We start from the raw sequence: 25,872 nt of genomic DNA, 5'->3' as shown, positions 1-25,872 counted from the left end.
CCATGAAAAATAAAATTTTAAGTATTGTTTTAGTTCTTTTTGTAAACCAGTTTGTTTCTGCCAAAATAGAAAAAGACAGCATTTCGAGATTTACTTTCCAGAAAATGCAATTACTCGAAGATTTCGAAGATGATTGTGATGCCTGTGGCTGTTCTGCAAGTGGCGGCAGCATGGGATTCAGCTCCATGTTGAATAATAATTTTGTAGGCTTACGCTATTTCAATCAAAGTTATACCAGTCAAGATGGAATTTTTGCCAACTCACCGTGGATAGACGAAAATTTCAATACAGTCCAAATTTGGACCAAAATTCCAATTACAGAAAAAATCCAGATTTCAGCATTGGTTCCGTATCATTTTCACAATCGCTCGCGTTCCACCGGAACAGAAAACATTCAAGGATTAGGGGATATCTCTGTTATGGCGATGTACTCCGTCTATCAAACGCAAAAAGACAGCACCGTTTTTACCCACAAACTGCAATTAGGTGGTGGAGTAAAAATACCAACAGGAAAATTTGAAGAAGCTAACAATACCGGAAGTGTCAATCAGAGCTTCCAAGTGGGAACAGGCAGTTGGGATTATCTTTTGGTTTCTGAATATGTTATAAAAAATAAAAATTTAGGATTAAGCACCATGCTTAATTATATTTTCAAAACCGAAAATCAAAAGCAATACCAATTTGGAAATCAATTTAATTACGGCAGTACACTGTTTTATCTTTTTGATTTACCGACTGTAAAACTGGTTCCACAATTGGGCTTGGCTGGGGAAGTCTATGAAACCAATAAGCAATATGGAGAAAAGTTACCGGATACTTCTGGAGATATTCTTTTTAGTAAATTTGGGATAGAAGCAGGAAAAGGAGACTTTTCCATCGGTGTTAATGCGATGCTTCCTATCAATCAACATTTATCCAATTCAAAAATTGAAGCCAATTACCGTTGGAGTGTTAATCTGAATTATACTTTATAACACAAAAAAAAAGGAGCTTCAATTGAAGCTCCTTTTTTTATGATTTTTTTTAACAATGAATGGAGAAACTATCAAATCCAATCCAAAAAAAAATACAAAAAGCACAAATTAGGTAATTTTTGACTGTTTGTATAAGTTTATTGATTGCTGGTCACTTTAATAAAATTACTGTCAATTTCAATCATATATTGATTGTGGTTATTGTTGATTGTTTCTATTTCAGTGATAAATTGGTTGAATATTTCAATTAATTGTGTGTTTGATATATTGCCTAAATTTATCTTTATTAATTTTTTTGGAGTTTTATGAACTAGGAAAGAGCTTTTAAAATCAAAATCTTTCGTGATTAATATTAAATCGTTTAAATCGGAAAATTTAGCAATAGTACTATTGTAAACCATTTATCAAGAATTGTATTAATATGAATGCATTCAAATCCTTGGTTATTGATGTGTTTTGCAAGTTTTATTGGAATATGGACATCACATAGAAATTTCATTAACTTACTGCTTTTAGAATATCACCTGAAATCGATAATTTGGCATAATACAATGAAGCTAAAATATCTTCTTTCTCTAATTCAGGATGGTCTTCTAGGATTTCTTTAGTTTCCATACCAGAACCTAACATATCCAATATTACTTCCACCGGCCATCTCATGTTTCTTACGGTTGGCTTTCCGTGGCAAACCTCGGGGTTTATAGTGATTCTTGAAATTAGATTTTCCATCTTGTTTAATTTTACTCAAATATAAAGATAATATTCTATATAAAAAAGGAGCTTCAATCGAAGCTCCTTTTTTTATATAATCAAACGGAATAAACTATTCCGCTAATTCCACCACTTTACTATCACCTACTAAAGCTACTTTCACTAAACCATGTTTAGCCAAGCCTTTCATGGCAGCATCCCATTTCTTTCCGCTCAAATCTGATTTTACTTTCAATAAACCCAAATCCATTTTGCTGTCATTGGTTTTCAAAAGAGCAATGATTAATTTCTCTTCGTCTAGCAATTCAATTTGAACTTGTTTTTTCTCTGGTCGCATTTGTGGAAACAACAATACTTCTTGAATAGAAGCATTATTAGTTAAGAACATCATCAAACGGTCCATTCCAATTCCTAATCCAGATGTTGGTGGCATTCCATATTCTAACGCTCTAAGGAAATCTTCATCGATAATTCCGGTCGCTTCATCATCTCCTTTTTCAGACAGTCTCATTTGCTCTTCAAAACGTTCTCTCTGGTCGATTGGGTCGTTTAATTCAGAATAAGCGTTGGCTACTTCTTTACCACAAACCATTAATTCAAAACGTTCTGTTAATTCCGGATTGTCACGGTGTTGTTTGCACAACGGAGACATTTCTTTTGGATAATCTGTGATGAATGTTGGCTGAATATAATTTCCTTCGCATTTAGCGCCAAAAATCTCATCAATCAATTTTCCTATACCCATAGTGGCATCCACGTCAATTCCCATTCCTTTTGCCGCTTCAAACAATTCGGTTTCATTTTTTCCTGAAATATCAAAACCAGTAAAATGTTTGATAGAATCCGTCATTGTAACTCTTGCATACGGCGCTTTAAAGTTTACAGTATGCTCTCCAAAAGTCGCTTCTGAAGTTCCGTTCACGCTAATGGCGCAATGCTCTAACAAGTTTTCGGTGAATTTCATCATCCAGTTGTAGTCCTTGTAGGCTACATATATTTCCATGGCAGTAAATTCTGGGTTGTGCGTACGGTCCATTCCTTCGTTACGGAAGTTTTTCGAAAACTCATAAACACCTTCAAAACCACCAACAATTAGTCTTTTTAAGTACAACTCATTTGCAATACGCATGTATAAAGGCATGTCAAGCGAGTTGTGGTGTGTGATAAAAGGACGCGCTGCAGCACCACCAGGAATTGGTTGTAAAACAGGAGTTTCTACCTCTAAATATCCTTTGTCATTAAAGAAAGAACGCATCGCATTGAACAATTTTGTTCTTTTGATAAACGTTTCTTTAACATGATCGTTAACCGTTAAATCCACATAACGACGACGGTATCTTTGTTCTGGATCGGCAAAAGCATCGTGCGTTTTTCCATCAGCATCCGTTTTTACAACAGGAAGCGGTTTCAAAGCTTTTGCCAAAACTGTCAATCCATAAATATGAACCGAGATTTCACCTACTTGTGTTTTGAAAACCGTTCCGCGAATCCCAATAAAATCGCCAATATCCAATAGTTTTTTGAAAACCACATTGTACATCGTTTTCTCCTCATCAGTCGAAATATCATCTCGTGAAACATAGATTTGAATACGTCCTTCAGCATCTTTCAATTCTGCAAACGACGCCTTTCCCATGATACGCTTCCCCATCAAACGTCCTGCTAAAACAACTTCTTTTCCTTCGTACTTCTCGAAATCGGCTAAGATTTCGCTCGAATAAGCGGTTGTAGTAAATTCGGCTGCGGGATAAGGCTCAATGCCTAAATTGCGTAATTCGGTAAGTGCTTCTCTACGTAATATTTCTTGTTCGGATAATGCCATTTTATGCTGTTTTTAAGAGCGCAAAGATACTGTATAAGTGGCAAAGTAGCAAAGTGCTAAAGGTTTTTTGGAGCTATTTCCAGCTTTCCGTTACAAATAAATTCACTGAACACCAAAAAAGATAGAAGTATGGTGAAGTAATCTTTTTATTTTTAAAGAAAAAATAAAAAGGATTTCCACTTTAATCTGGGCTAGGGATTGGCTTTCAAACCATCATTTTTTTTAAAATAAACATTCAACAAACCTTTGTATCTTTGCCACTCTGAACTTTTGCGCTTTCAAAATGAACAAAACCATCCAACTTCAAGATTTAGGGAACAAAGATTACAAGGAAACTTGGGAATACCAAGAAGAATTGTTCAAAGGAATAGTTGACTTAAAAATTAAAAATAGGAGAGAGGAAACGAGTTTACAAACTCCTAATTATTTCCTTTTTGTGGAACATCCTCACGTTTATACTTTAGGTAAAAGTGGCGATTTAAGTAATTTGCTTTTATCCGAAAAACAACTCGAAGCGAAGGGAGCGACTTTCTACAAAATCAATCGTGGTGGTGATATTACCTATCACGGACCCGGACAAATTGTGGGTTATCCAATTATGGACTTAGAAAATTTCTTTACTGATATTCACAAATACTTGCGTTTTCTGGAAGAATCTATTATTCTTACCCTTCAAGAATATGGAATTTCTTGTGGCAGAAGCGAAGGCGAAACTGGAGTTTGGCTAGGCGCAGGAACTCCATTTGCCAGAAAAATTTGTGCTATGGGCGTGCGCGCTTCCCGTTGGGTAACCATGCATGGATTTGCGCTTAACGTAAATGCTGATTTAGGTTATTTCGACAATATTATTCCGTGTGGAATTCGCGGTAAAGCGGTAACTACATTAAACGTAGAACTGGGAGTTGAAAGAGTGAATGAAGAAGAAGTGAAAGAGAAAATCCTGAAACATTTCTCCCATTTGTTCGAAGCTACATTTGAGAAATCTTAAATCAAAAATCAAAAGAATATTGTTCCGGTAATAATCGAAAAGTCATTCGGTGGTATTTCGTTATCCCATATTTCCGTATTGCTTCACGATGTTCTTTGGTAGGATAACCTTTATTTTGTTTCCAATTGTACATAGGGAACTCCTCATGAATACGGTTCATATACTCATCCCGATAGGTTTTTGCCAATACGGAAGCAGCGGCAATACTCATAAATTTAGAATCGCCTTTTACAATACTCGTATTTGGAATCGAATTTAAAATTTCGAGTTCAGTAGCAGTAAAAATTTTTCCTCCACGATTTTTTATTCCTTTTTTGTGAATCAGTGGCGCATTTCCATCCACAATAATATATTCGGGTTTGGGATGGAGTTTTAGAATACTTTCTTGCATTGCTTTTATAGAGGCATTTAGAATGTTGATTTCATCAATTACCAAAGGCTCAAGATGCGTTACCGCAAAGGAAATGGCTTGCTGCTCAATAATAGGTCTTAACTTTTCTCGGATTTTCTCGGATAATTGTTTACTGTCTTTTAGGATTGCGTTTTCAAAATCGAAAGGTAATATGACGGCTGCTGCAGTTACAGGACCGGCAAGACAGCCACGACCCGCTTCATCGGTTCCACTTTCAAGAATAATTTTCGAAAAATTGTTTTCGAGCATGCTCTGTTTTTTTTAAAGAAACAAATATTATAAAATTTTCGCTGTAAAAAACCGTTAGTTATCTATTTGTTATAACAATCCTATAAAATGCTGTGTTTTTTTATTTATAAGTTTTTATAAATTACCTTTGCTTGATTAAAATTGTAAAAATAATTGCCTAATTATACCCACTTTCAAATGAGAATTCTCTTTTTTTTATTCTTTTTATCATGCTCCAGTTTACTATTTTCTCAGGAAAAAAACGGTAAAAATTTAGACTTCGAGAGTAAATACAATAGTTCGGATTCAATAAGTAAAAAGAAGCAACCAGTTGCTACCATAGATATGTATCGGGTGATTACTTTGGATCGCGATACGACATATATTGATACATCACTCACCATTCAAAAAGAATACAGTCATAATTATTTACGAAAAGACATTTTTGGACTTTTGCCTTTTCCAAATGATGGGCAAACGTATAATACGTTACAATATAGTTTAACGGATTTTTCGCCTCTACCGGAATTTGGTTTCAAAGCAAAACATTTTAATTTTCTAGAAGCAAACCAAATACGATACAGCTCTGTAGCCACTCCTGTTACCGAACTATATTTTAAGTCGACGATACAAAAAGGACAATCGACAGATGCATTTATTGCTTTAAATATTACGGAGAATCTTAATTTTTCTTTGGCTTATAGGGGATTGCGATCTCAGGGAGAATACATAAATCAATTGTCAAGTACGGGAAATTTCAGATTCACGGTAAGCTATAATACTAAGAATAAGCGCTATTATTCTAATGCGCATTTCGCATCTCAGGATATTCTAAATGAAGAAAATGGGGGAATTACAACCATTAGTGATTTTGAAAGTGAAGATCCAAAATACAATAACAGACAACGATTTGAGGTTTATTTTTTAGATGCTAAATCATTTCTGAAAGGGAAAAGAATATTTCTGGATCACAATTTTAGAATAAATGCAAATAAGGGTGCTAATAATTTATATGTAACGCATCAATTTAATTACGAAAATAAATTTTTCGAATACAATCAAGAAACAGTTCGATCAACTGTGTCAGGAACAATAGTGGATAGATTTGGAGATTCTTTTAAAGATAGTGGAATCAATGATCAAACCCATTACAATAAAATGTACAATAAAGCGGGACTAATTTATGAGAATACTACTTTAGGAAAATTTCAGTTTTTTGTGGATGATTTCAGATCTAATTATTATTATAACCAGATATTGATTTTTGATGATAAAACGGTTGGCAGCTCTTTAAGTCAAAACATAAATAATGCGGGCGGCCAGTATGAATACCAAAAAAATAAGTGGAACGGTAAATTTTTGTATTCAAGATCGATTACGAATCAATCCTTGTCAAATCTAGACGCGAAGGTAAAATATGATTTTAATGATGAAACGGAATTATCATTTCAATATCAAAACATAAATAAGTTACCGAATAATAATTATAATCTCTATCAAAGTAGTTACATTCAGTACAACTGGTCAAATGATTTCAAGAATGAAAAAATAAATTCCATAAACGTCAATGCGATTACGCCATGGGTGAATGCATCGTTACAGTATTCAGTGTTAAATGATCATTTGTTTTTTAATGATGTATCAACAGATGCGCAAATATTGGCACGTACTCAAATCGTTGCGCCAGCACAATATGCGAACACCATAAATTACTTATCACTTAAAGTGAGTAAAGAATTGAAATTTGGTAGTTTCGCATTAGATAATACTATTTTGTATCAAAAAGTAGATCAGCAAGATAATGTCTTAAACGTCCCTGAAATTGTGACGAGGAATACCTTCTATTACTCGGGTTCTTTTTTCAAAAAGAAAGCTTTGTTTTTACAAACAGGTATTTCTTTTAATTATTTCACGAAATATTTTGCCAATGATTACAATGCGGTAATCGGTGAGTTTTTCGTCCAAAATAAAAAAGAAATCGGTAATTATCCAAACTTCGATTTCTTTATCAATGCGAAGATCCAGAGAACAAGAGTTTACGTAAAAGCAGAGCATTTTAATTCGGTCTTAACGGGGAATAATTTCTATTCTTCACCTAACAATCCTTCTCGTGATTTTACAATTCGTTTCGGATTAGTTTGGAATTTCTTCAATTAATAAATGGCAGAATTTAGGAAGAAAACTCATTTTTTCATCGTGTCCAATATATTTTTACTCGCTTATAGCAAAAATATAGAAGATGGTTTAAATGAAATTTACAAGAGTATGATATGATAAAAGTTTTGTGAAGTAATAATGCTCGCTAAATTTAGTAATTCATGTTGTTTTGTAACAAAATGCTATATTTGTATTGCGATTTATAACAACTCACTCTTTTAAATAATAATAAAATGCATTACGCTGAAAACATATTAGGCACAATAGGCAACACGCCATTAGTTAAACTTAATAAAGTTGTTGCTGGTATAAATGCTTTGGTACTTGCCAAAGTAGAAACCTTCAATCCAGGAAATTCAGTAAAAGACAGAATGGCCGTTAAAATGATTGAAGATGCTGAAGCGGATGGAAGACTAAAACCAGGAGGAACAATTATCGAAGGAACTTCAGGAAATACAGGAATGGGATTAGCATTAGTGGCTATCATTAAAGGATATAAGCTTATTTGTGTAATTTCGGATAAGCAGTCCAAAGAAAAAATGGATATTCTTCGTGCCGTAGGAGCAAAAGTGGTAGTTTGTCCTACCGATGTAGAACCAACGGATCCAAGGTCGTATTATTCTGTTTCTAAAAGATTGGCAGAAGAAACACCTAATTCCTGGTATGTAAATCAATACGATAATCCATCCAACTCTTTAGCACATTATGAGCAAACCGGACCTGAAATTTGGGAGCAAACTGGTGGTAAAATAACTCATTTTGTATCGGGTGTAGGAACTGGAGGAACGATTTCAGGAGTTGGAAAATACTTGAAAGAGAAAAATTCGAATATTAAAATTTGGGGAATTGATACGTATGGTTCTGTATTTAAAAAGTACCATGAAACAGGAATTTTTGACGAAAATGAAATTTATTCTTATATAACCGAAGGAATTGGCGAAGACATATTACCAAAAAATGTTGATTTCTCTTTGATTGATGGCTTTACAAAAGTAACGGATAAAGATGCAGCGGTTTACACCCGAAAAATTGCATTGGAGGAAGGAATATTTGTAGGCAATTCTGCTGGTGCAGCCGTAAAAGGATTATTGCAGCTTAAGGAACATTTCAAGCCGGAAGATGTTGTCGTTGTTTTATTCCATGATTCAGGAAGTCGTTATGTGGGCAAAATGTTCAATGATGATTGGATGCGCGAAAGAGGATTTTTGGATGAAGAAATTAAAAAAGCCGAAGATGTTATTAAAGATCATATTGATAAACCATTGATTGTAGTTCGTACAGAAGAATTAGTTTCACACGCTATAGAAAGAATGCGTAAATACAAGATTTCTCAAATTCCGGTGATTGATGTCACAGGATTTGTAGGCTCTGTTGATGAAAGTGATTTGTTCCAAAGTTATGTTGCCGATAAAAATGTAGCGGACAGACCCATTAAAGAAATTATGGGGAAACCATTTCCAATCGTAAAATTAGGAACCTCAATAGAAGAAGTTTCTAAATTATTTACCAAAGAAAATGATGCGGTTTTGGTTGAATTAGAAAATGGGAATCACCATATTATTACGAAATACGATATTATTGGGTCGATAAAATAATAATATATTTTTCAAGTATTAAAATTTTTATAACCACAAATTTGACGAATTAAATTCGTTAAATTTGTGGTTTTTTAGTTTTATAAAAATGCAAATTTAATGACCTTCACCGCTATAGATTTTGAAACCGCAACAGCATTCCACCCTTGCTCCGTAGGTATTGTTACCGTAGAAAACGGAATAATTGTAGATGAGTTTGTCAGTTTAATCAAGCCGCCAAATAATCTATATTCTCCTTTTACCATTCAAGTTCACGGGATTTATCCACGTGATACGGTGAATGCTAAATCATTTGCGCAAGTATATCCTGAAATACAAAAACGGCTACAAAACAGAGTGATTGTGGCACATAATGAGAGTTTTGACAGAAATGTTCTGGCTAAATCAATGGCGCTTTATAATTTGAATTATGCTGATTTGAATATCGCTTCCCGTTGGGAATGTACCGTGAAAATCTATAAAGCCAAAGGATTAAAGCCAGCCAAATTAAGTGATTGTTGTCGGGAAATGAATATTTCATTAAATCATCACGAAGCGTTATCTGATGCTCGGGCTTGTGCCAAATTGTATTTATTGAGATAAATTTCTTTCATTTCTGTTTTTTTTCATTACTTTAGTCTTTCATCTAAAATTTCAAAATGAAAGAAGATTTCCTCCATTACCTCTGGAAATTCAAGAAGTTCGATACTTTGAATTTAAAAACATTCAACAATGAGGAGGTCACAATTATCAACGTAGGTCAATATCTGGAATTGGCAGGTCCTGATTTCTTCAATGCTCAAATTACTATTGGTGATCAGAAATGGGCCGGAAACGTTGAAATTCATCTTAAATCTTCTGATTGGTATGTGCATCATCACGAAAAAGATGCGAGTTATGAAAACGTAATTTTACATGTGGTTTGGGAACATGACACAGGGGTTTTTAGAAGTAACAATACTGAAATTCCGGTTTTGGAACTTAAAAAATATGTTGAGAAAGAAACGGTCGAAAATTACCAATCTTTAATGGCTCCAAAATCTTGGATTTTTTGCGAAAAGCAGCTAAGAGGGATTGACGAATTTGCTTTTAAAAATTGGCAAGAACGGTTGTTTTTTGAACGTTTAGAAAGGAAATCCCAACCTATAATTCATTTATTGGAACAAACTAATCAAGATTGGGAAGCGGTTTTGTTTTGTCTGTTGGCCAAGAATTTTGGTCTGAATACGAATGGGGAAATCTTTTTAAAAATAGCGCAATCTATTCCCTTTTCAATCATAAGAAAAGAAAGTTTTGAAGTGGAGAATCTGGAAGCTTTGATTTTTGGAGCTTCGGGATTATTGGATGCAGAAAAAGAAGATAATTATTTCAAAGATTTAAAATTTCGATATTTCTACTTATTACATAAATATCAGATAGAGAAAAGTTGCATTGAACCAGTTCAGTTTTTTAAGCATCGTCCGGATAATTTTCCTACGATACGACTTTCTCAATTGGCCAATTTATACCACAGTCAGCAGAATTTATTTTCTAAAATATGCACTTTAAATTCATTAAAAGATATTTACGAAGTGTTTCAAGTATCCGCTTCAGAATATTGGTTGAATCATTATCAATTTGATAAAGAAAGTCCCAAAAAAAAGAAACCACTTTCTAAATCTTTTGTCGATTTGATTGTCATAAATACTATAATTCCACTTCAGTTTGCTTTTGCCAAAAATCAGGGAAAAGAAATTTCTGAGGATTTAATATGCCTTTTAAATGAGGTCGCTCCAGAGAAAAATGCGATTATGGATAAATTTAGTTCTTTTGGAATACAACCAAAAACTGCTTTTGAAACACAATCTTTGTTGCAGCTCAAGAATGAGTATTGCAATAAAAGCAAGTGTTTAGAATGTTGCGTAGGAATGGAATTGTTGAAAAAAAATTGATTCAGTTATTTTGGATTTGTTTACCAGAGATTGCTGTAATGTTGTAAATTTGTTATTTAGAATAAACGAATAACCAGTGCAACAAAATAAATAAAAGATGTCAGTAGTAATCAAGCTCAAGTTTTTTTTTGAGAAACACGGTTTTCATGTTTCTTCCCGTTTGGCTGATACATTAGGAATGCGGGCCAGTAGTGTGCGATTGTTTTTTATTTATTTGTCGTTTGTTACTGTTGGATTGTGGTTTGCTGTTTATTTGACATTGGCTTTTTGGATTCGTTTGAAGGATTTAATCCGAGCCAAACGCACTTCAGTTTTTGATTTGTAAAATAATATATAAATAAGAAAAGGGATTATAAAGTATTTAAGCACTTTATAATCCCTTCTTTAATTAACGTTTTTTATTATCTCGTTTTTTTGAAACTGTAAGCGTAAATAAAAGTATGAATTGCTGCAAATATTAGAGAGAAATAAAACAAGAAACTACCTTCAGCACTTGGGTCTAATTGATTGATATATGCTATAACAATTAAGGCAAATACCATTCCTAAACCTGAAGCTGAAACAGTCTTATAACTATCTAAACTAAAATTCCCTTTATTTAGAATACTGTGTTTCATTCCGTAAAATAAGTATAAATCGAATCCAATCATCATCCATACGATAAGACGAATCCAAGTGTCTAATGGTAAAAAAACCATCATAAACAAGCATACTAAAACTCCAGCAATTGGTACAAATGGTACAAAAGGAGTTCTGAAAGCTCTTGGTGCTTCTGGCATTTTCTTACGCATAATTAATACTCCGATACAAACTAGAATAAAAGCGAATAAAGTTCCAATACTTGTCATTTCGCCAACGACTCTTGCTGGAACAAATGCAGCAAAAAGACTTACAATTACCATGAATAATAAATTGTTTTTTGCAGGAGTTCTAAATTTAGAATGTACTTCTGAGAATACTTTTGGCATCAAGCCATCTTTACTCATAGAGAAAAATACTCTACTTTGTCCCATTAACATCACTAAAATTACAGAAGAATAACCACCTAAAATGGCTAGTAAAATAGCGTTGTTTAACCAAGGGTAAGCGGGTGTTATCATTCCGTTAGGTCCGACGGTTCCCATTGCTTCAACTGCGATTGCAACTGGCGCAATTCCATCTTTTCCAGCAAATGCCTGATAATTTACAACTCCTGTCATAACGTGAGCGAAAAGTATGTAAAGAATAGTACATATCGCTAATGATAACAATATCCCAATAGGCATATCTCTTTTTGGATTTTTAGCTTCTTGTGCAGCAGTTGAAACGGCATCAAAACCAATATAAGCGAAAAATACGATTGCTGCAGCTCTAATTATTCCTGAAAATCCAAATTCTCCAAATTTACCGGTGTTCTCCGGTATGTAAGGGGTATAGTTCTCTGGTCTTATGTATTGCCATCCCACAGCAATGAACACTAAAACAACCGTTACTTTTAATAAAACAATAATGCCGTTTATTAATGCCGATTCTCGAGTTCCTCTAATTAATATTAATGACATTAGCATAACGATACATACAGCAGGTATATTGATTATTCCTCCTTCAAAAGGAGAAAGCATGTAGGCTTCATTTATATGAATACCATAGCCGCCTAAGAATTTACCAAAATATCTGGACCAACTAATAGAAACAGTTGCCGCGCCTACCGCATATTCTAAAACTAAATCCCAACCAATAATCCAAGCAACAAATTCCCCCATTGTGGCAAAAGAATAGGTATAAGCACTTCCTGCAACAGGAATCATTGAAGAAAATTCGGCATAACATAAACCTGCAAAAATACATCCAAATGCAGCTACAAGAAACGAAATTGTTATTGCTGGTCCTGCATTCATTGATGCTGCCAGTCCGGTTATTGAAAACAATCCAGCTCCAATAATTGCCCCAATTCCTAGTGCAACTAGTCCGGGTGCGGTTAATGTTTTCTTTAATCCCTTTTCAGAATCAGCGGCCTCTGCTAAAAGCTGAGCTAATGGTTTTCTTTTCCAAATAGACATATTTTATGGTTTTTTTGTTATTAAGCTCCAAATGTATTCTTTTTTATAAAAAATAAAAACAATAATTCAGTTTTAAGTTATAAAAAATCAATCTATGACTCTTTTTGGAGGTTTATTCTATAGAAAAGTCTTTGTTGAATGTATTTATGTAGAAGATTGCATTGTTTCTTAGATGAATTTTCTGTTTCATTGAATATTTTCCTTTAGAAATTGATCTGTCTTGATTTAATTTATAATTTTAGGATTCTTATTTAAATATAGTAATACGAAATCATTCTATGAGTTATAAAACAATTCTCGCTTATTTTAAGTTCACTCGGGAACAACGTACAGGTGTGTTTTTATTATTTGCGATAATCATTGTTTTGCAACTGGTATATTTTTTTGTTGATTTTAGTGCTATTATAAAGAATTATCCAGAGAAACAAAAATGGCTTTCACTACAATCTGAAATTGATTCCATGAAAACGGATAATCCTAAGATCTTCCCTAAAATATATCCTTTCAATCCTAATTTTATAACAGACTATAAAGGATATAAACTAGGAATGTCAGTTCAGGAAATTGACCGCTTGTTGGCTTTTAGAAAAAAAAATAAATATGTCAACTCTTCAGAAGAATTTCAAAACGTGACTAAAGTTTCGGATTCGTTATTAAATGCAATAGCTCCCTTTTTTAAATTTCCAGATTGGGTAAACAATAAAAAAGAATTCAAAGCATATAAAAATTATCCAAATCAGGCTTTCGCCAAAAAGGAAAAAATTGTTTTAATAGATATTAATTTGGCTACGAAAGAAGATTTGATAAGAATTTATGGAATAGGTGAGGCTATATCGCTTCGGATTTTAAAACAAAAAGAAAGTTTAGGAGGTTTTGTTTCGATGGAACAAATGAAAGAGGTTTGGGGACTATCACCCGACGTTATTGAAAATTTGAATACTCATTTTAAAATTTCAGTACTCCCGAATTTTAAAAAGATAGATGTTAATAATGCTTCTTTAAAGGAGCTTTCTCAATTTTATTATTTTAGATATGCTTTGGCCAAAGAAATTGTTACTTACAGAAGTATGATAGGAAATATAAAGAATATTGAGGATTTAACAAAAATTAAGGGATTTCCTGTTGATAAAGCAAATATAATTGGCTTATATTTGGACTTTTAAAATAAAACACTGTCACAATGAACTTTGATTACAATGAAATGCAATCTATGATTGCACAATCTATAAGAGATTTTGCTGAAAAAGAAATTCGTCCGAATATAATGGAGTGGGATGAAGCACAAACATTTCCTGTGCCATTGTTTAAAAAATTAGGTGAAATGGGGTTTATGGGTGTTTTAGTACCGGAAGAGCTTGGAGGTTCTGGATTAGGATATCATGAATACATTACTATTGTAGAAGAAATATCAAAAGTGGATCCTTCCATCGGGCTATCTGTAGCTGCTCATAATTCTTTATGTACCAATCATATTTTAACTTTTGGAAACGAAGAGCAAAAGAAAAGATGGATTCCTAAGTTAGCCACCGCTGAGCATATAGGTGCTTGGGGATTGACAGAACATGATACAGGATCAGATGCGGGTGGAATGAATACTACGGCAAAAAAAGATGGAGATTCCTGGATTGTTAATGGAGCCAAGAATTTCATTACGCACGCCATTTCCGGAGATATAGCTGTGGTTATTGTTCGTACGGGTGAAAAAGGAGATTCGAAAGGAATGACTGCTTTTGTGTTCGAAAAAGGAATGCCAGGTTTTGCCTCAGGAAAAAAAGAAAATAAATTAGGGATGCGTGCCAGTGAAACCGCTGAATTGATATTTGATAATTGTCGTATTCCTGATGCTAACAGATTAGGGGAAGTAGGGCAAGGTTTTATTCAAGCGATGAAAGTTTTAGATGGAGGAAGGATTTCTATTGGAGCATTGTCACTAGGAATTGCCAAAGGAGCGTATGAAGCAGCATTAAAATATTCTAAAGAAAGACATCAGTTTGGGCAACCAATTTGTGAGTTTCAAGGAATTTCATTCAAGTTAGCCGATATGGCAACAGAGATTGAAGCTTCGGAATTATTGTTACATAAAGCGGCTTTCTTGAAACAACAACACAGGCCAGTTACCACAATGGGAGCTATGGCTAAAATGTATGCTTCTGAAGTTTGTGTGAAAGTAGCTAATGAAGCCGTGCAAATTCATGGAGGTTATGGTTATATTAAAGATTATCCGGTAGAGAAATTCTATAGAGATTCTAAATTATGTACCATTGGGGAAGGAACTACTGAAATTCAAAAAATAGTAATTTCCAGAAATTTGTTGAAAGCATAGTTTTTGAAAATTGGAACATATAAGAAAGAGCCAAGATGCATTAAATTGTAGCTTGGCTCTTTTTTTTGCGTGAAGGATGGAAGAGGAAAGCCCGGAATGCAATGAGGACTTGAAACGAACAGCCTGACGGCGGATGTAAAGTCATTTTGTGAATGATAAAAGAGGTGTCCGCCGGCACGCCCAAAAATAATCTATAATTCATGACTCGTAATTCAAAATAATGTTTACTTTTGCACACTTAAAGAAAGGGGGTGTCTATATTATGTTAATTATACCAATTAAAGACGGAGAAAATATCGATAGAGCGTTAAAACGTTACAAAAGAAAATTTGATAAAACAGGAACTGTTCGTCAACTAAGAGCACGTACTGCTTTTATTAAGCCTTCAGTTACCAATAGAATCAAAATTCAAAAAGCGGCTTATATCCAAAATATGAGAGATAACTTAGAGAGTTAGTCAATATCTATTAGAATAAAGTACCGTTAGTCATTAAAGTTTTATAACTTTGATGCTAACGGTTTTTTTATGGCTACAAATAAAGATGCATTTCGGGATTATTTACAGTTGGAGAAAAAATACTCTTCGCATACTGTAACTGCATATTGCAATGACATTGCATCTTTTGAGTCGTTCAATATGATTCATTTTGATCAAGAGAGCATTGATCAAGTCAATTATAGTCAAATTAGAACTTGGATTGTTTCTCTTGTTGATAATGATATTTCAAATACATCGGTTAATAGAAAAATTGCATCCTTAAAAGCATTTTATAAATTTCTATTAAAAACAAAACAAATAAAGGTGAGTCCGCTATTGAAACATAAAGCGCTAAAGACTCCTAAGTTATTGCAAATTCCGTTTTCTGAAAAAGAACTTGAGGATGCGTTGAGTCATGTAAAAAATCCAGTGGGCTTTGAGGAAATCAGAAATAAACTCATAGTCGATTTGTTTTACACTACTGGCATGCGAAGAACGGAATTGATTCATTTAAAAGTAGTTAATGTTAATTTATCTGCCGGTACGGTCAAAGTGCTGGGGAAAAGGAATAAGGAGCGGATATTGCCAGTTTTACCGATAATTATAAATCAGCTTTCTTTGTATTTTAAAGAGCGTTCCTCTGTGTTGTCGATAGTGGATGACGATTATTTTTTTCTCACAAAAAAAGGGTTAAAATTAAATGATTCTTTTGTGTATCGATTAATAAATTCTTACTTTAGTGCTGTCTCCGAGAAAGTAAAAAAGAGTCCGCATATATTGCGACATACGTTTGCAACTCATCTATTAAATAACGGAGCCGATTTGAACTCAGTAAAAGAATTATTAGGGCATTCCAGTTTGGCGTCAACGCAAATATACACACACAGTAGTTTAGCAGAACTAAAAAAAGTATATGAAGATGCGCATCCAAGGAATCAGAAGTAATTCGGAAATGTTTAACTATTAAAAAATAATGATTATGAAGGTAAATGTTCATGCAGTTAACTTTACTGTTGACAAAAAGCTAGTGGATTTTGTTCAAGAAAGAATGGACAAATTAGAAAAATATTATGACAAGGTAGTATCAGTGGATGTTTTTTTGAAAGTTGAAAAGACAAGTGATAAGGAGAACAAAATTGCTGAGATAAAAATTAATGTTCCGGGAGATGATTTTGTGGTTAAAAAGCAGTGTAAAATTTTTGAAGAAGCGGTGGAGCTTTGTGCTGAATCTTTAGAACGATTGTTAGTAAAAAGGAAAGAAAAAATAAGTTCGCACATTTAATATAAATTTTTTTGAAAAAATGTTTTGATTGAGAGATAAAATCTCTACATTTGCAGTCCGTTAGAAATAGCGGACTTTTTTATTGATATTGCCAGCGTAGCTCAGTTGGCTAGAGCAGCTGATTTGTAATCAGCAGGTCGTGGGTTCGAGTCCCTCCGCCGGCTCTAAAAATTTGTTTCCAAAGCGTTTGGAAATAGTTCTTTTAAAGTACTGGAAATCAATAAAAGGGGAGATACTCAAGCGGCCAACGAGGGCAGACTGTAAATCTGCTGTGTAAACTTCGCAGGTTCGAATCCTGCTCTCCCCACAAAATGAAGTTTAAGGAAATCGAATTTTATAAATTTGAAATATTGAACTTGAAATGAAGATTTCTCTGCCGGTGTAGCTCAGGGGTAGAGTGCTTCCTTGGTAAGGAAGAGGTCTCGGGTTCAATTCCCGACATTGGCTCAAAATGAAATATTTGAACACTAATAAATTATAATAACTAAGATTAAAAATTAAGTAAAATGGCAAAAGAAAATTTTAATCGTTCCAAACCGCACTTAAATATAGGTACAATTGGACACGTAGATCACGGAAAAACTACTTTAACTGCAGCAATAACGAAAGTATTATCTGATGCTGGTTACTGTCAAGCAAAATCATTTGATCAAATTGATAATGCTCCTGAAGAAAAAGAAAGAGGTATTACAATTAATACATCTCACGTTGAGTATGAAACTGCTAATCGTCATTACGCTCACGTTGACTGTCCAGGTCACGCGGATTACGTAAAAAACATGGTTACAGGTGCTGCTCAAATGGATGGTGCTATTCTTGTTGTAGCTGCTACTGATGGACCAATGCCACAAACACGTGAGCATATCCTTTTAGGACGTCAGGTAGGTATTCCTAGAATGGTTGTATTCATGAATAAAGTGGATATGGTTGATGATGAGGAATTACTTGAATTAGTTGAGATGGAAATCAGAGACTTGTTATCTTTCTACGAATATGATGGAGATAATGGTCCTGTTGTTCAAGGTTCAGCTTTAGGTGGATTGAATAATGATCCAGTTTGGGTACCAAAAATTCTTGAATTGATGGAAGCTGTTGATGCTTGGATCGAAGAGCCGGTAAGAGATGTTGCAAAACCTTTCTTGATGCCTGTTGAAGATGTATTCTCAATCACTGGTCGTGGAACTGTTGCTACAGGTCGTATCGAAACAGGTGTTGCTAATACAGGAGATCCAGTTGAAATCATTGGTATGGGAGCTGAAAAATTAACTTCTACTATTACAGGAGTTGAGATGTTCCGTAAAATCCTTGATAGAGGAGAAGCTGGAGATAACGTAGGTATTCTTTTAAGAGGTATTCAAAAAGAAGATATCAAAAGAGGAATGGTTATTTGTAAGCCAGGTTCAGTTAAACCACACGCTACTTTTAAAGCTGAGGTTTATATCTTGAAAAAAGAAGAAGGTGGTCGTCATACACCATTTCATAATAACTACCGTCCACAGTTCTATGTACGTACAACTGACGTAACAGGTATCATTACTTTACCAGCAGGTGTAGAGATGGTTATGCCTGGAGATAACTTAACTATTGATGTTGTATTGCTTAGTGCAATTGCATTAAATGTTGGTTTACGTTTTGCTATCCGTGAAGGTGGTAGAACAGTTGGTGCAGGTCAGGTAACTGAGATTGTAGCATAATCCTAATTAAATAAATTAGAAGCCAGTAACTTCTTAGGTTGTTACTGGCTTTTATTAACAGACGGGCGTAGTTCAAGGGTAGAATAGCGGTCTCCAAAACCGTTGATGGGGGTTCGAATCCCTCCGCCCGTGCAAATAAACTAAATCATAATGACAAAAGTTGTTAATTACATATCAGAAGCATTTGAAGAATTAAAGTCAAATGTAACTTGGCCGGCTTGGGCTGAGGTGCAACGTCTAACGATTGTTGTTGCTGTTTTTTCAGTATTATTCGCTTTGGCAACTTGGGGAGTAGATGAAATTTTCGCTAAAGCTTTGGCTGGATTTTTTAACTGGATAAAAGCGTAATTTTTTTGTTATGGCAGATAGTAGTATTAAAAAGTGGTATGTAGTTAGAGCAGTAAGCGGACAAGAAAATAAAGTGAAAGCGTATATCGAAACCGAAATTGCAAGATTAGGGATGGGTGATTATGTTTCGCAAGTTCTAGTTCCTACTGAAAAAGTAGTTACTGTAAAAGAAGGAAAAAAGATAATAAAAGATAAAGTTTATTTTCCTGGTTATGTTATGATTGAGGCAAATCTAATAGGTGAAATACCTCATATTATCAAGTCTATAACAAGTGTTATTGGTTTTTTAGGTGAAATTAAAGGTGGAGAACCTGTCCCCTTAAGACTTTCTGAAGTGAATAGAATGTTAGGTAAGGTAGATGAATTGGCTGTGAATACAGATACTCGTGCTATTCCTTTCAATATCGGAGAAACTATTAAGGTTATTGATGGTCCTTTCAATGGTTTCAATGGAACAGTTGAGAAAATCAATGAAGAAAAGCGTAAACTAGAAGTAATGGTTAAGATTTTCGGAAGAAAAACACCATTGGAATTGAGTTTTATGCAAGTTGAAAAAGTATAATTTTTTGTTACATCTATAATATCCATTACAATCGCTTCCAATGATTGTAGTGTTAAATTTTTTAAAAAATGGCTAAAGAAATTAGTAAGGTAGTTAAACTACAAGTTAAGGGAGGTGCTGCGAACCCGTCGCCACCGGTTGGACCTGCTTTAGGAGCTGCTGGGGTAAACATCATGGAATTCTGTAAGCAATTTAATGCTAGAACCCAAGATAAACCCGGCAAAATATGCCCAGTACAAATTACTGTGTATAAAGACAAATCATTTGATTTTGTTGTAAAAACTCCTCCAGCGGCAGTCCAGTTATTGGAAGCTGCAAAGCTAAAGTCAGGATCTGGTGAACCAAATCGTAAAAAAGTAGCTAGCGTTACTTGGGATGTTATCAAAGCAATTGCTGAAGATAAAATGGTAGATTTAAATGCATTCACAATCGATTCTGCTATGAGTATGATTGCTGGAACAGCTAGATCTATGGGTATAACTGTATCAGGAGATTCTCCTTTTTAATTAAGAGAAAGACATGGCAAAATTGACAAAAAAGCAAAAAGAGGCTGCTTCAAAAATTGAAAAGAACAAATTATACTCTTTAAAAGATGCAGCTGCATTGATAAAAGTAATTGCTTCTGCAAAATTTGATGAGTCTGTTGATATCGCAGTTCGTTTGGGTGTAGATCCAAGAAAAGCGAATCAAATGGTTAGAGGTGTGGTAACATTACCTCATGGAACTGGTAAAGACGTTAAAGTATTAGCATTAGTTACTCCAGACAAAGAAGCGGAAGCGTTAGCAGCTGGTGCAGACTATGTAGGTCTTGACGATTATTTACAAAAAATTAAAGACGGTTGGACGGATGTTGATGTAATTATCACGATGCCTTCTGTTATGGGTAAATTAGGTCCATTAGGTCGTATTTTGGGACCTAGAGGTTTAATGCCAAACCCTAAAACAGGTACTGTAACTATGGATGTTGCTAAAGCTGTTCAAGAGGTTAAAGCTGGTAAAATTGACTTCAAAGTTGATAAAACTGGTATTGTGCATGCAGGAATTGGTAAAATTTCTTTTGGAAGCGAACAAATCGTTGACAATGCACACGAAATTATTCAAACATTAATCAAACTTAAGCCAACTGCTGCTAAAGGAACTTACATCAAAAGTATTTACCTAACTAGCACTATGAGTCCTGCAATTGCTTTGGACCCTAAAGCAGTATAATTGGTAGTTAAAAATTTTTAGTATGACTAGAGAAGAAAAATCAATCGCGATTGAAGTTTTAACTGCACAGTTAGCTGGTACAAACATTGTTTATGTATCTGATATTTCTGGAATGAATGCAGAAACAACTTCAAACTTGAGAAGAGCTTGCTTTAAAGCAGGTATTAAATTAGAAGTGGTTAAAAATACTTTGCTTGCAAAAGCAATGGAAGCTTCAGCTAATGATTATGGAGATTTACCTTCAGTTTTGACTGGTAATAGTGCTATATTCATTTCTGAGATAGCAAACGCTCCTGGTAAAATAATCAAAGATTTCAGAAAAAAATCAGCTAAACCTGTATTAAAGGGAGCTTTTATTAACTCTGAAATTTACATTGGAGATGATCAATTAGATGCATTAGCAACTATTAAATCTAAAGAAGAGCTTATCGGCGAACTTATTGGATTATTGCAGTCACCAGCACAGAGAGTTATATCTGCTCTTCAAAACCAATTCGCAAAAAGCGAAGAGGCTACAGAAGAAGTGGAAGCATAATAAAAATAGAGTCTTACTCTAATTTTATTTAAAAAACGCGCACAATAAATAAATTATATTTTTACAAATCATTTTAAAACGATAGAAAAAATGGCAGATTTGAAACAATTCGCAGAACAATTAGTTAACCTAACAGTAAAAGAAGTTAACGAATTAGCAACAATATTAAAAGATGAGTACGGAATCGAACCGGCTGCTGCAGCTGTAGTAGTTTCAGGTGGTGGTGAAGCTGCTGCTGAAGATGTTCAAACAGAATTTACAGTTGTATTAAAAGCAGCAGGTGCTTCTAAATTAGCAGTTGTAAAATTAGTTAAAGAACTTACAGGTTTAGGTTTGAAAGAAGCTAAAGATGTAGTTGATAGCGCACCAAGTAATGTAAAAGAAGGTGTTTCTAAAGAAGAAGCTGAAGGGCTTAAAAAATCTTTAGAAGAAGCTGGAGCTGAGGTTGAACTTAAATAGTTAAACTCTGTTTAAAGAATAAGGTTTAGGTCTTGGGTTTAGTCGCCCAATGACCTAAACCATTTTTCGTATAACAAAAGTCTACCTTGTATAATTACATAATAGCCTTTTAAAACAAATTCATTTTACCCATTACGAGGAAAAAAAATTAACAGATAATAAGAAAGTAGTTATCTTAAATTGGTTTTTAAAGATGTAATGGTTGTAAAAAGAAAGTATAAATAAATCAATATTTGTACAAAAAAAAATTACTTTTTTAATCAAAATTTTGTCCATTGATGATAACAAATCAGACTGAAAGATTGAATTTTGCCTCTACAAAAAACATTCCTGATTATCCAGATTTTCTAGATGTTCAGGTTAAATCGTTTAAAGATTTTTTTCAATTAGAAACTAAATCTGACGAAAGAGGCGACGAAGGGCTTTACAATACCTTCATGGAAAATTTCCCAATTACTGATACAAGAAATAACTTTGTATTGGAATTCCTTGATTATTTTGTAGATCCACCACGTTATACAATTCAAGAATGTATAGAAAGAGGTCTTACGTATAGTGTGCCCTTAAAAGCAAGGTTAAAACTATATTGTACTGATCCAGAACACGAAGATTTTGAAACAATTGTTCAGGATGTATATCTTGGTACAATTCCTTATATGACACCAAGTGGTACCTTTGTTATTAATGGTGCTGAGCGTGTAGTTGTATCTCAATTACACAGATCACCGGGTGTTTTCTTTGGTCAATCATTCCATGCAAATGGTACAAAATTGTATTCTGCAAGAGTAATTCCTTTTAAAGGTTCTTGGATAGAATTTTCTACAGATATTAATAGCGTAATGTATGCTTATATCGATAGAAAGAAAAAATTACCAGTTACTACTCTTTTTAGAGCAATTGGTTTTGAAAGAGATAAAGATATTCTTGAAATTTTTGATCTTGCTGAAGAAATTAAGGTTTCTAAAACAGGTCTGAAAAAATATGTAGGTAGAAAATTAGCTGCCCGTGTATTGAACACATGGCATGAAGATTTCGTAGATGAAGATACTGGTGAAGTAGTTTCTATCGAACGTAACGAAATAATTCTTGATAGAGATACAATTATCGATAAAGATAATGTGGAAGAAATCATTGATTCTAACGTTAAATCTATTTTGTTGCATAAAGAAGATGCTAATCAAGGTGATTATGCCATCATTCATAATACCCTACAAAAAGATCCAACAAACTCTGAAAAAGAAGCTGTTGAGCATATCTACAGACAATTGCGTAACGCAGAACCGCCTGATGAAGAAACTGCTCGTGGTATTATAGATAAATTATTCTTCTCTGACCAACGTTACAACTTAGGTGAAGTAGGTCGTTACAGAATGAATAAAAAACTTGGTTTAGATATCCCAATGGAAAAGCAAGTGCTTACCAAAGAAGATATCATTACCATTGTAAAGTACTTGATCGAGTTGATCAACTCTAAAGCGGAGATTGATGATATTGATCACTTATCAAACCGTCGTGTTAGAACAGTTGGAGAACAATTGTCTCAACAATTCGGTGTTGGTTTAGCGCGTATGGCTAGGACTATTAGAGAGCGTATGAACGTTAGAGATAACGAGGTGTTTACACCAATAGATTTGATTAATGCTAAAACATTATCATCTGTTATCAACTCTTTCTTTGGAACAAACCAGTTGTCTCAGTTTATGGATCAAACGAATCCATTGGCCGAGATTACACACAAAAGAAGATTATCTGCACTAGGACCAGGTGGACTTTCGAGAGAAAGAGCAGGTTTTGAGGTACGTGACGTTCACTATACGCATTACGGACGTTTATGTCCAATTGAAACTCCTGAGGGACCAAACATTGGTTTGATATCTTCTCTTGGTGTTTATGCTAAAGTAAACGGAATGGGTTTCATCGAAACACCGTATCGTAAAGTAACTAACGGAACTGTAGATTTAGTGTCTACTCCAGTTTACTTAAGCGCAGAAGAAGAAGAAGGAATGATGATTGCTCAGGCAAATATTCAAATGGATGCTACAGGAAAAATTACTGCCGAAGATGTAATTGCACGTCAAGAAGGTGATTTCCCGGTAATTGAACCAACAAGAGTTGATTACACTGATGTTGCTCCAAATCAAATTGCTTCTATCTCAGCTTCTTTGATTCCTTTCTTAGAACATGATGATGCGAATAGAGCCTTGATGGGATCTAACATGATGCGTCAGGCCGTACCATTAATTCGTCCTGAAGCTCCAATTGTTGGAACTGGTTTAGAGCGTCAGGTAGCTTCTGATTCTAGAGTTTTAATTAACGCTGAAGGAGATGGAGTTATTGAATATGTAGATGCTAATATTATCACTATCAAATACGATCGTTCTGAGGAAGAAAGAATGGTAAGTTTTGAGCCTGATGAAAAAACATACAATCTAATTAAATTTAGAAAAACCAATCAAGGAACAAGTATCAACTTGAAACCTATCGTAAGAAAAGGGGACAGAGTGATTCTTGGTCAAGTGTTATCAGAAGGATATGCAACTCAAAATGGTGAATTAGCTTTAGGTCGTAACCTAAAAGTTGCATTTATGCCATGGAAAGGATATAACTTCGAGGATGCGATTGTGATTTCTGAAAAAGTAGTTCGTGACGATATTTTTACCTCTATTCACGTTGATGATTATTCATTAGAAGTTAGAGATACTAAATTAGGTAACGAAGAATTAACGAATGACATACCAAACGTTTCTGAAGAAGCTACTAAAGATTTAGATGAAAATGGTATGATCAGAATTGGAGCCGAAGTTAAACCTGGCGACATTCTTATCGGAAAAATTACTCCAAAAGGAGAATCAGATCCTACTCCGGAAGAGAAATTGCTTCGTGCAATCTTCGGAGATAAAGCAGGTGATGTAAAAGATGCTTCATTGAAAGCGTCTCCTTCTTTACATGGTGTTGTTTTAGACAAAAAATTGTTCGCAAGAGCAGTAAAAGATAAACGCAAACGTACGCAGGATAAAGATGCTTTAGGCGCTTTAGAAATGGAATTTGAAACTAAATTTGTTGAATTAAAAGACAAATTAGTAGAGAAACTTTTCTTGATCGTTAACGGAAAAACATCTCAAGGTGTAATGAATGATTTGGGTGAAGAAGTATTACCAAAAGGTAAGAAATATACTCAAAAAATGCTTTATGCTGTTGAAGATTTTGCTCACTTAAGTAAAGGTCAATGGGTTGCTGATGATGCAACTAATAAAATGGTTAATGATTTAATTCATAACTATAAAATTAAGTTGAACGATTTACAAGGTGCATTGCGTAGAGAGAAATTCACTATTACTGTTGGAGATGAATTGCCAGCAGGAATCTTGAAATTAGCTAAAGTATACATTGCCAAAAAACGTAAACTGAAAGTTGGGGATAAGATGGCTGGACGTCACGGTAACAAAGGTATTGTTGCTCGCATCGTTCGTCATGAAGATATGCCTTTCCTTGAAGATGGAACACCAGTTGATATCGTGTTGAACCCATTAGGTGTACCTTCACGTATGAACATTGGTCAAATTTATGAAACTGTTCTTGGTTGGGCGGGACAAAACTTGGGTAGAAAATTTGCTACACCAATTTTTGACGGAGCAACTCTTGATCAAATCAATGAATTGACTGACGAAGCTGGAATACCACGTTTTGGACATACACATTTATATGATGGTGGTACAGGAGAACGTTTCCATCAAGCGGCAACAGTAGGAGTTATCTACATGTTGAAACTTGGACACATGGTTGACGATAAAATGCACGCACGTTCTATAGGTCCATACTCGTTGATTACACAACAACCACTTGGAGGTAAAGCTCAATTTGGAGGGCAACGTTTTGGAGAGATGGAGGTTTGGGCACTTGAAGCTTATGGAGCATCAAGTACTCTTAGAGAAATCTTGACTGTGAAGTCTGATGATGTTATCGGTAGAGCAAAAACTTACGAAGCCATCGTAAAAGGTGAATCTATGCCAGAACCAGGATTACCGGAATCATTCAATGTATTGATGCATGAATTGAAAGGTCTTGGACTTGACATTCGTTTAGAAGAATAAATTAAAATTTGTCAACTGTAGAGACGCGATTAATCGCGTCTCTACTTTGGCATTT

Annotated in this window: 25 protein-coding genes and 4 tRNA genes; 24 read left to right on the top strand and 5 right to left on the bottom strand. The window is 34.3% G+C overall.

What is annotated here, in order from left to right; all coding sequences use genetic code 11:
* Window positions 1-2: 2 nt before the first annotated feature.
* Window positions 3-974: a transporter gene (locus ACNQGG_RS14350; RefSeq protein ID WP_417965069.1), complete on the top strand. Its 972-nt coding sequence runs from the start codon at window positions 3-5 to the stop codon at window positions 972-974.
* A gap of 137 nt (window positions 975-1,111) precedes the next feature.
* On the opposite strand, the gene ACNQGG_RS14345 is transcribed toward ACNQGG_RS14350, so the two are convergent.
* The 3 genes from ACNQGG_RS14345 to lysS form a co-directional block, all read right to left on the bottom strand.
* Complete coding sequence (locus ACNQGG_RS14345; RefSeq protein ID WP_417965067.1) at window positions 1,112-1,375, bottom strand: DUF5615 family PIN-like protein; 264 nt, start codon at window positions 1,373-1,375, stop codon at window positions 1,112-1,114.
* 97 nt (window positions 1,376-1,472) lie between these two features.
* The gene (locus ACNQGG_RS14340) at window positions 1,473-1,703 is read right to left on the bottom strand and encodes a DUF433 domain-containing protein (protein ID WP_417965065.1); all 231 of its coding nucleotides are present in this window, start codon (window positions 1,701-1,703) and stop codon (window positions 1,473-1,475) included.
* Between the two features lie 94 nt (window positions 1,704-1,797).
* The gene (lysS, locus tag ACNQGG_RS14335) at window positions 1,798-3,507 is read right to left on the bottom strand and encodes a lysine--tRNA ligase (RefSeq protein ID WP_417965063.1); all 1,710 of its coding nucleotides are present in this window, start codon (window positions 3,505-3,507) and stop codon (window positions 1,798-1,800) included.
* Window positions 3,508-3,790: 283 nt separating this feature from the next.
* Between lysS and lipB the strand changes: the two genes are divergently transcribed.
* Entirely contained in the window at window positions 3,791-4,495 is a 705-nt protein-coding gene (lipB, locus tag ACNQGG_RS14330; protein WP_417965061.1) for a lipoyl(octanoyl) transferase LipB, read from the top strand.
* Between the two features lies 1 nt (window position 4,496).
* On the opposite strand, the gene ACNQGG_RS14325 is transcribed toward lipB, so the two are convergent.
* Window positions 4,497-5,156, bottom strand: a complete 660-nt coding sequence (locus tag ACNQGG_RS14325; RefSeq protein ID WP_417965059.1) for a ribonuclease HII — start codon at window positions 5,154-5,156, stop codon at window positions 4,497-4,499.
* 177 nt (window positions 5,157-5,333) lie between these two features.
* Between ACNQGG_RS14325 and ACNQGG_RS14320 the strand changes: the two genes are divergently transcribed.
* The 5 genes from ACNQGG_RS14320 (at window position 5,334) to ACNQGG_RS14300 (ending at window position 11,122) form a co-directional block, all read left to right on the top strand.
* A complete protein-coding gene (locus ACNQGG_RS14320; protein WP_417965058.1) occupies window positions 5,334-7,292 on the top strand; it encodes a putative porin in 1,959 nt (652 codons plus the stop codon).
* Between the two features lie 233 nt (window positions 7,293-7,525).
* The gene (locus ACNQGG_RS14315; RefSeq protein WP_417965056.1) at window positions 7,526-8,887 is read left to right on the top strand and encodes a pyridoxal-phosphate dependent enzyme; all 1,362 of its coding nucleotides are present in this window, start codon (window positions 7,526-7,528) and stop codon (window positions 8,885-8,887) included.
* Between the two features lie 99 nt (window positions 8,888-8,986).
* Entirely contained in the window at window positions 8,987-9,469 is a 483-nt protein-coding gene (locus ACNQGG_RS14310; protein WP_417965054.1) for a 3'-5' exonuclease, read from the top strand.
* Window positions 9,470-9,525: 56 nt separating this feature from the next.
* A complete protein-coding gene (locus tag ACNQGG_RS14305) occupies window positions 9,526-10,797 on the top strand; it encodes a DUF2851 family protein (protein ID WP_417965052.1) in 1,272 nt (423 codons plus the stop codon).
* 97 nt (window positions 10,798-10,894) lie between these two features.
* On the top strand, window positions 10,895-11,122 hold the full coding sequence (locus tag ACNQGG_RS14300) for a PspC family transcriptional regulator (RefSeq protein WP_099714538.1): 228 nt from the start codon (window positions 10,895-10,897) through the stop codon (window positions 11,120-11,122).
* A 76-nt stretch (window positions 11,123-11,198) separates the two neighbouring features.
* On the opposite strand, the gene ACNQGG_RS14295 is transcribed toward ACNQGG_RS14300, so the two are convergent.
* Window positions 11,199-12,836, bottom strand: coding sequence for an amino acid permease (locus tag ACNQGG_RS14295; protein WP_417965050.1), 1,638 nt, complete (start codon window positions 12,834-12,836; stop codon window positions 11,199-11,201).
* A gap of 278 nt (window positions 12,837-13,114) precedes the next feature.
* Between ACNQGG_RS14295 and ACNQGG_RS14290 the strand changes: the two genes are divergently transcribed.
* The 17 genes from ACNQGG_RS14290 to rpoB all read left to right on the top strand — a co-directional run bounded on the left by ACNQGG_RS14290 (window position 13,115) and on the right by rpoB (window position 25,817).
* Complete coding sequence (locus tag ACNQGG_RS14290; protein WP_417965048.1) at window positions 13,115-13,999, top strand: ComEA family DNA-binding protein; 885 nt, start codon at window positions 13,115-13,117, stop codon at window positions 13,997-13,999.
* 17 nt (window positions 14,000-14,016) lie between these two features.
* Entirely contained in the window at window positions 14,017-15,159 is a 1,143-nt protein-coding gene (locus tag ACNQGG_RS14285; protein WP_417965046.1) for an acyl-CoA dehydrogenase family protein, read from the top strand.
* Window positions 15,160-15,421: 262 nt separating this feature from the next.
* Window positions 15,422-15,616 (top strand): 30S ribosomal protein S21, encoded by a 195-nt coding sequence (gene rpsU / locus ACNQGG_RS14280; protein ID WP_035670421.1) that lies wholly within the window; start codon window positions 15,422-15,424, stop codon window positions 15,614-15,616.
* Between the two features lie 69 nt (window positions 15,617-15,685).
* Window positions 15,686-16,582, top strand: a complete 897-nt coding sequence (locus ACNQGG_RS14275; RefSeq protein ID WP_417965043.1) for a tyrosine-type recombinase/integrase — start codon at window positions 15,686-15,688, stop codon at window positions 16,580-16,582.
* 34 nt (window positions 16,583-16,616) lie between these two features.
* On the top strand, window positions 16,617-16,919 hold the full coding sequence (gene hpf / locus ACNQGG_RS14270; RefSeq protein ID WP_039109464.1) for a ribosome hibernation-promoting factor, HPF/YfiA family: 303 nt from the start codon (window positions 16,617-16,619) through the stop codon (window positions 16,917-16,919).
* 90 nt (window positions 16,920-17,009) lie between these two features.
* A tRNA-Thr gene (locus ACNQGG_RS14265) sits at window positions 17,010-17,083 on the top strand.
* Window positions 17,084-17,145: 62 nt separating this feature from the next.
* Window positions 17,146-17,226: transfer RNA gene (locus ACNQGG_RS14260), tRNA-Tyr, on the top strand.
* Between the two features lie 68 nt (window positions 17,227-17,294).
* Window positions 17,295-17,366 (top strand) — tRNA-Thr (locus ACNQGG_RS14255).
* 59 nt (window positions 17,367-17,425) lie between these two features.
* Complete coding sequence (gene tuf, locus ACNQGG_RS14250) at window positions 17,426-18,613, top strand: elongation factor Tu (RefSeq protein ID WP_039109058.1); 1,188 nt, start codon at window positions 17,426-17,428, stop codon at window positions 18,611-18,613.
* Window positions 18,614-18,674: 61 nt separating this feature from the next.
* Window positions 18,675-18,745, top strand: a tRNA-Trp gene (locus tag ACNQGG_RS14245).
* An 18-nt stretch (window positions 18,746-18,763) separates the two neighbouring features.
* Complete coding sequence (secE, locus tag ACNQGG_RS14240) at window positions 18,764-18,961, top strand: preprotein translocase subunit SecE (RefSeq protein WP_039109059.1); 198 nt, start codon at window positions 18,764-18,766, stop codon at window positions 18,959-18,961.
* Window positions 18,962-18,971: 10 nt separating this feature from the next.
* Window positions 18,972-19,523, top strand: a complete 552-nt coding sequence (gene nusG, locus ACNQGG_RS14235) for a transcription termination/antitermination protein NusG (protein ID WP_417965040.1) — start codon at window positions 18,972-18,974, stop codon at window positions 19,521-19,523.
* A gap of 68 nt (window positions 19,524-19,591) precedes the next feature.
* Window positions 19,592-20,029: a 50S ribosomal protein L11 gene (gene rplK / locus ACNQGG_RS14230; protein WP_416844032.1), complete on the top strand. Its 438-nt coding sequence runs from the start codon at window positions 19,592-19,594 to the stop codon at window positions 20,027-20,029.
* Window positions 20,030-20,042: 13 nt separating this feature from the next.
* Window positions 20,043-20,732 (top strand): 50S ribosomal protein L1, encoded by a 690-nt coding sequence (gene rplA, locus ACNQGG_RS14225; RefSeq protein WP_416847062.1) that lies wholly within the window; start codon window positions 20,043-20,045, stop codon window positions 20,730-20,732.
* A 22-nt stretch (window positions 20,733-20,754) separates the two neighbouring features.
* Window positions 20,755-21,267 carry a 50S ribosomal protein L10 gene (gene rplJ, locus ACNQGG_RS14220; RefSeq protein ID WP_039109062.1) on the top strand — a complete coding sequence of 171 codons (513 nt, stop codon included), beginning with the start codon at window positions 20,755-20,757 and terminating at the stop codon, window positions 21,265-21,267.
* Between the two features lie 90 nt (window positions 21,268-21,357).
* Window positions 21,358-21,726, top strand: coding sequence for a 50S ribosomal protein L7/L12 (gene rplL, locus ACNQGG_RS14215; RefSeq protein WP_039109063.1), 369 nt, complete (start codon window positions 21,358-21,360; stop codon window positions 21,724-21,726).
* A 278-nt stretch (window positions 21,727-22,004) separates the two neighbouring features.
* A complete protein-coding gene (gene rpoB / locus ACNQGG_RS14210) occupies window positions 22,005-25,817 on the top strand; it encodes a DNA-directed RNA polymerase subunit beta (protein WP_416854980.1) in 3,813 nt (1,270 codons plus the stop codon).
* Window positions 25,818-25,872: the final 55 nt, after the last annotated feature.

The sequence above is a fragment of the Flavobacterium esculini genome (assembly GCF_048284325.1).
Classification (GTDB): Bacteria; Bacteroidota; Bacteroidia; order Flavobacteriales; family Flavobacteriaceae; genus Flavobacterium.
This window is presented reverse-complemented; position numbering and strand designations above follow the sequence as displayed.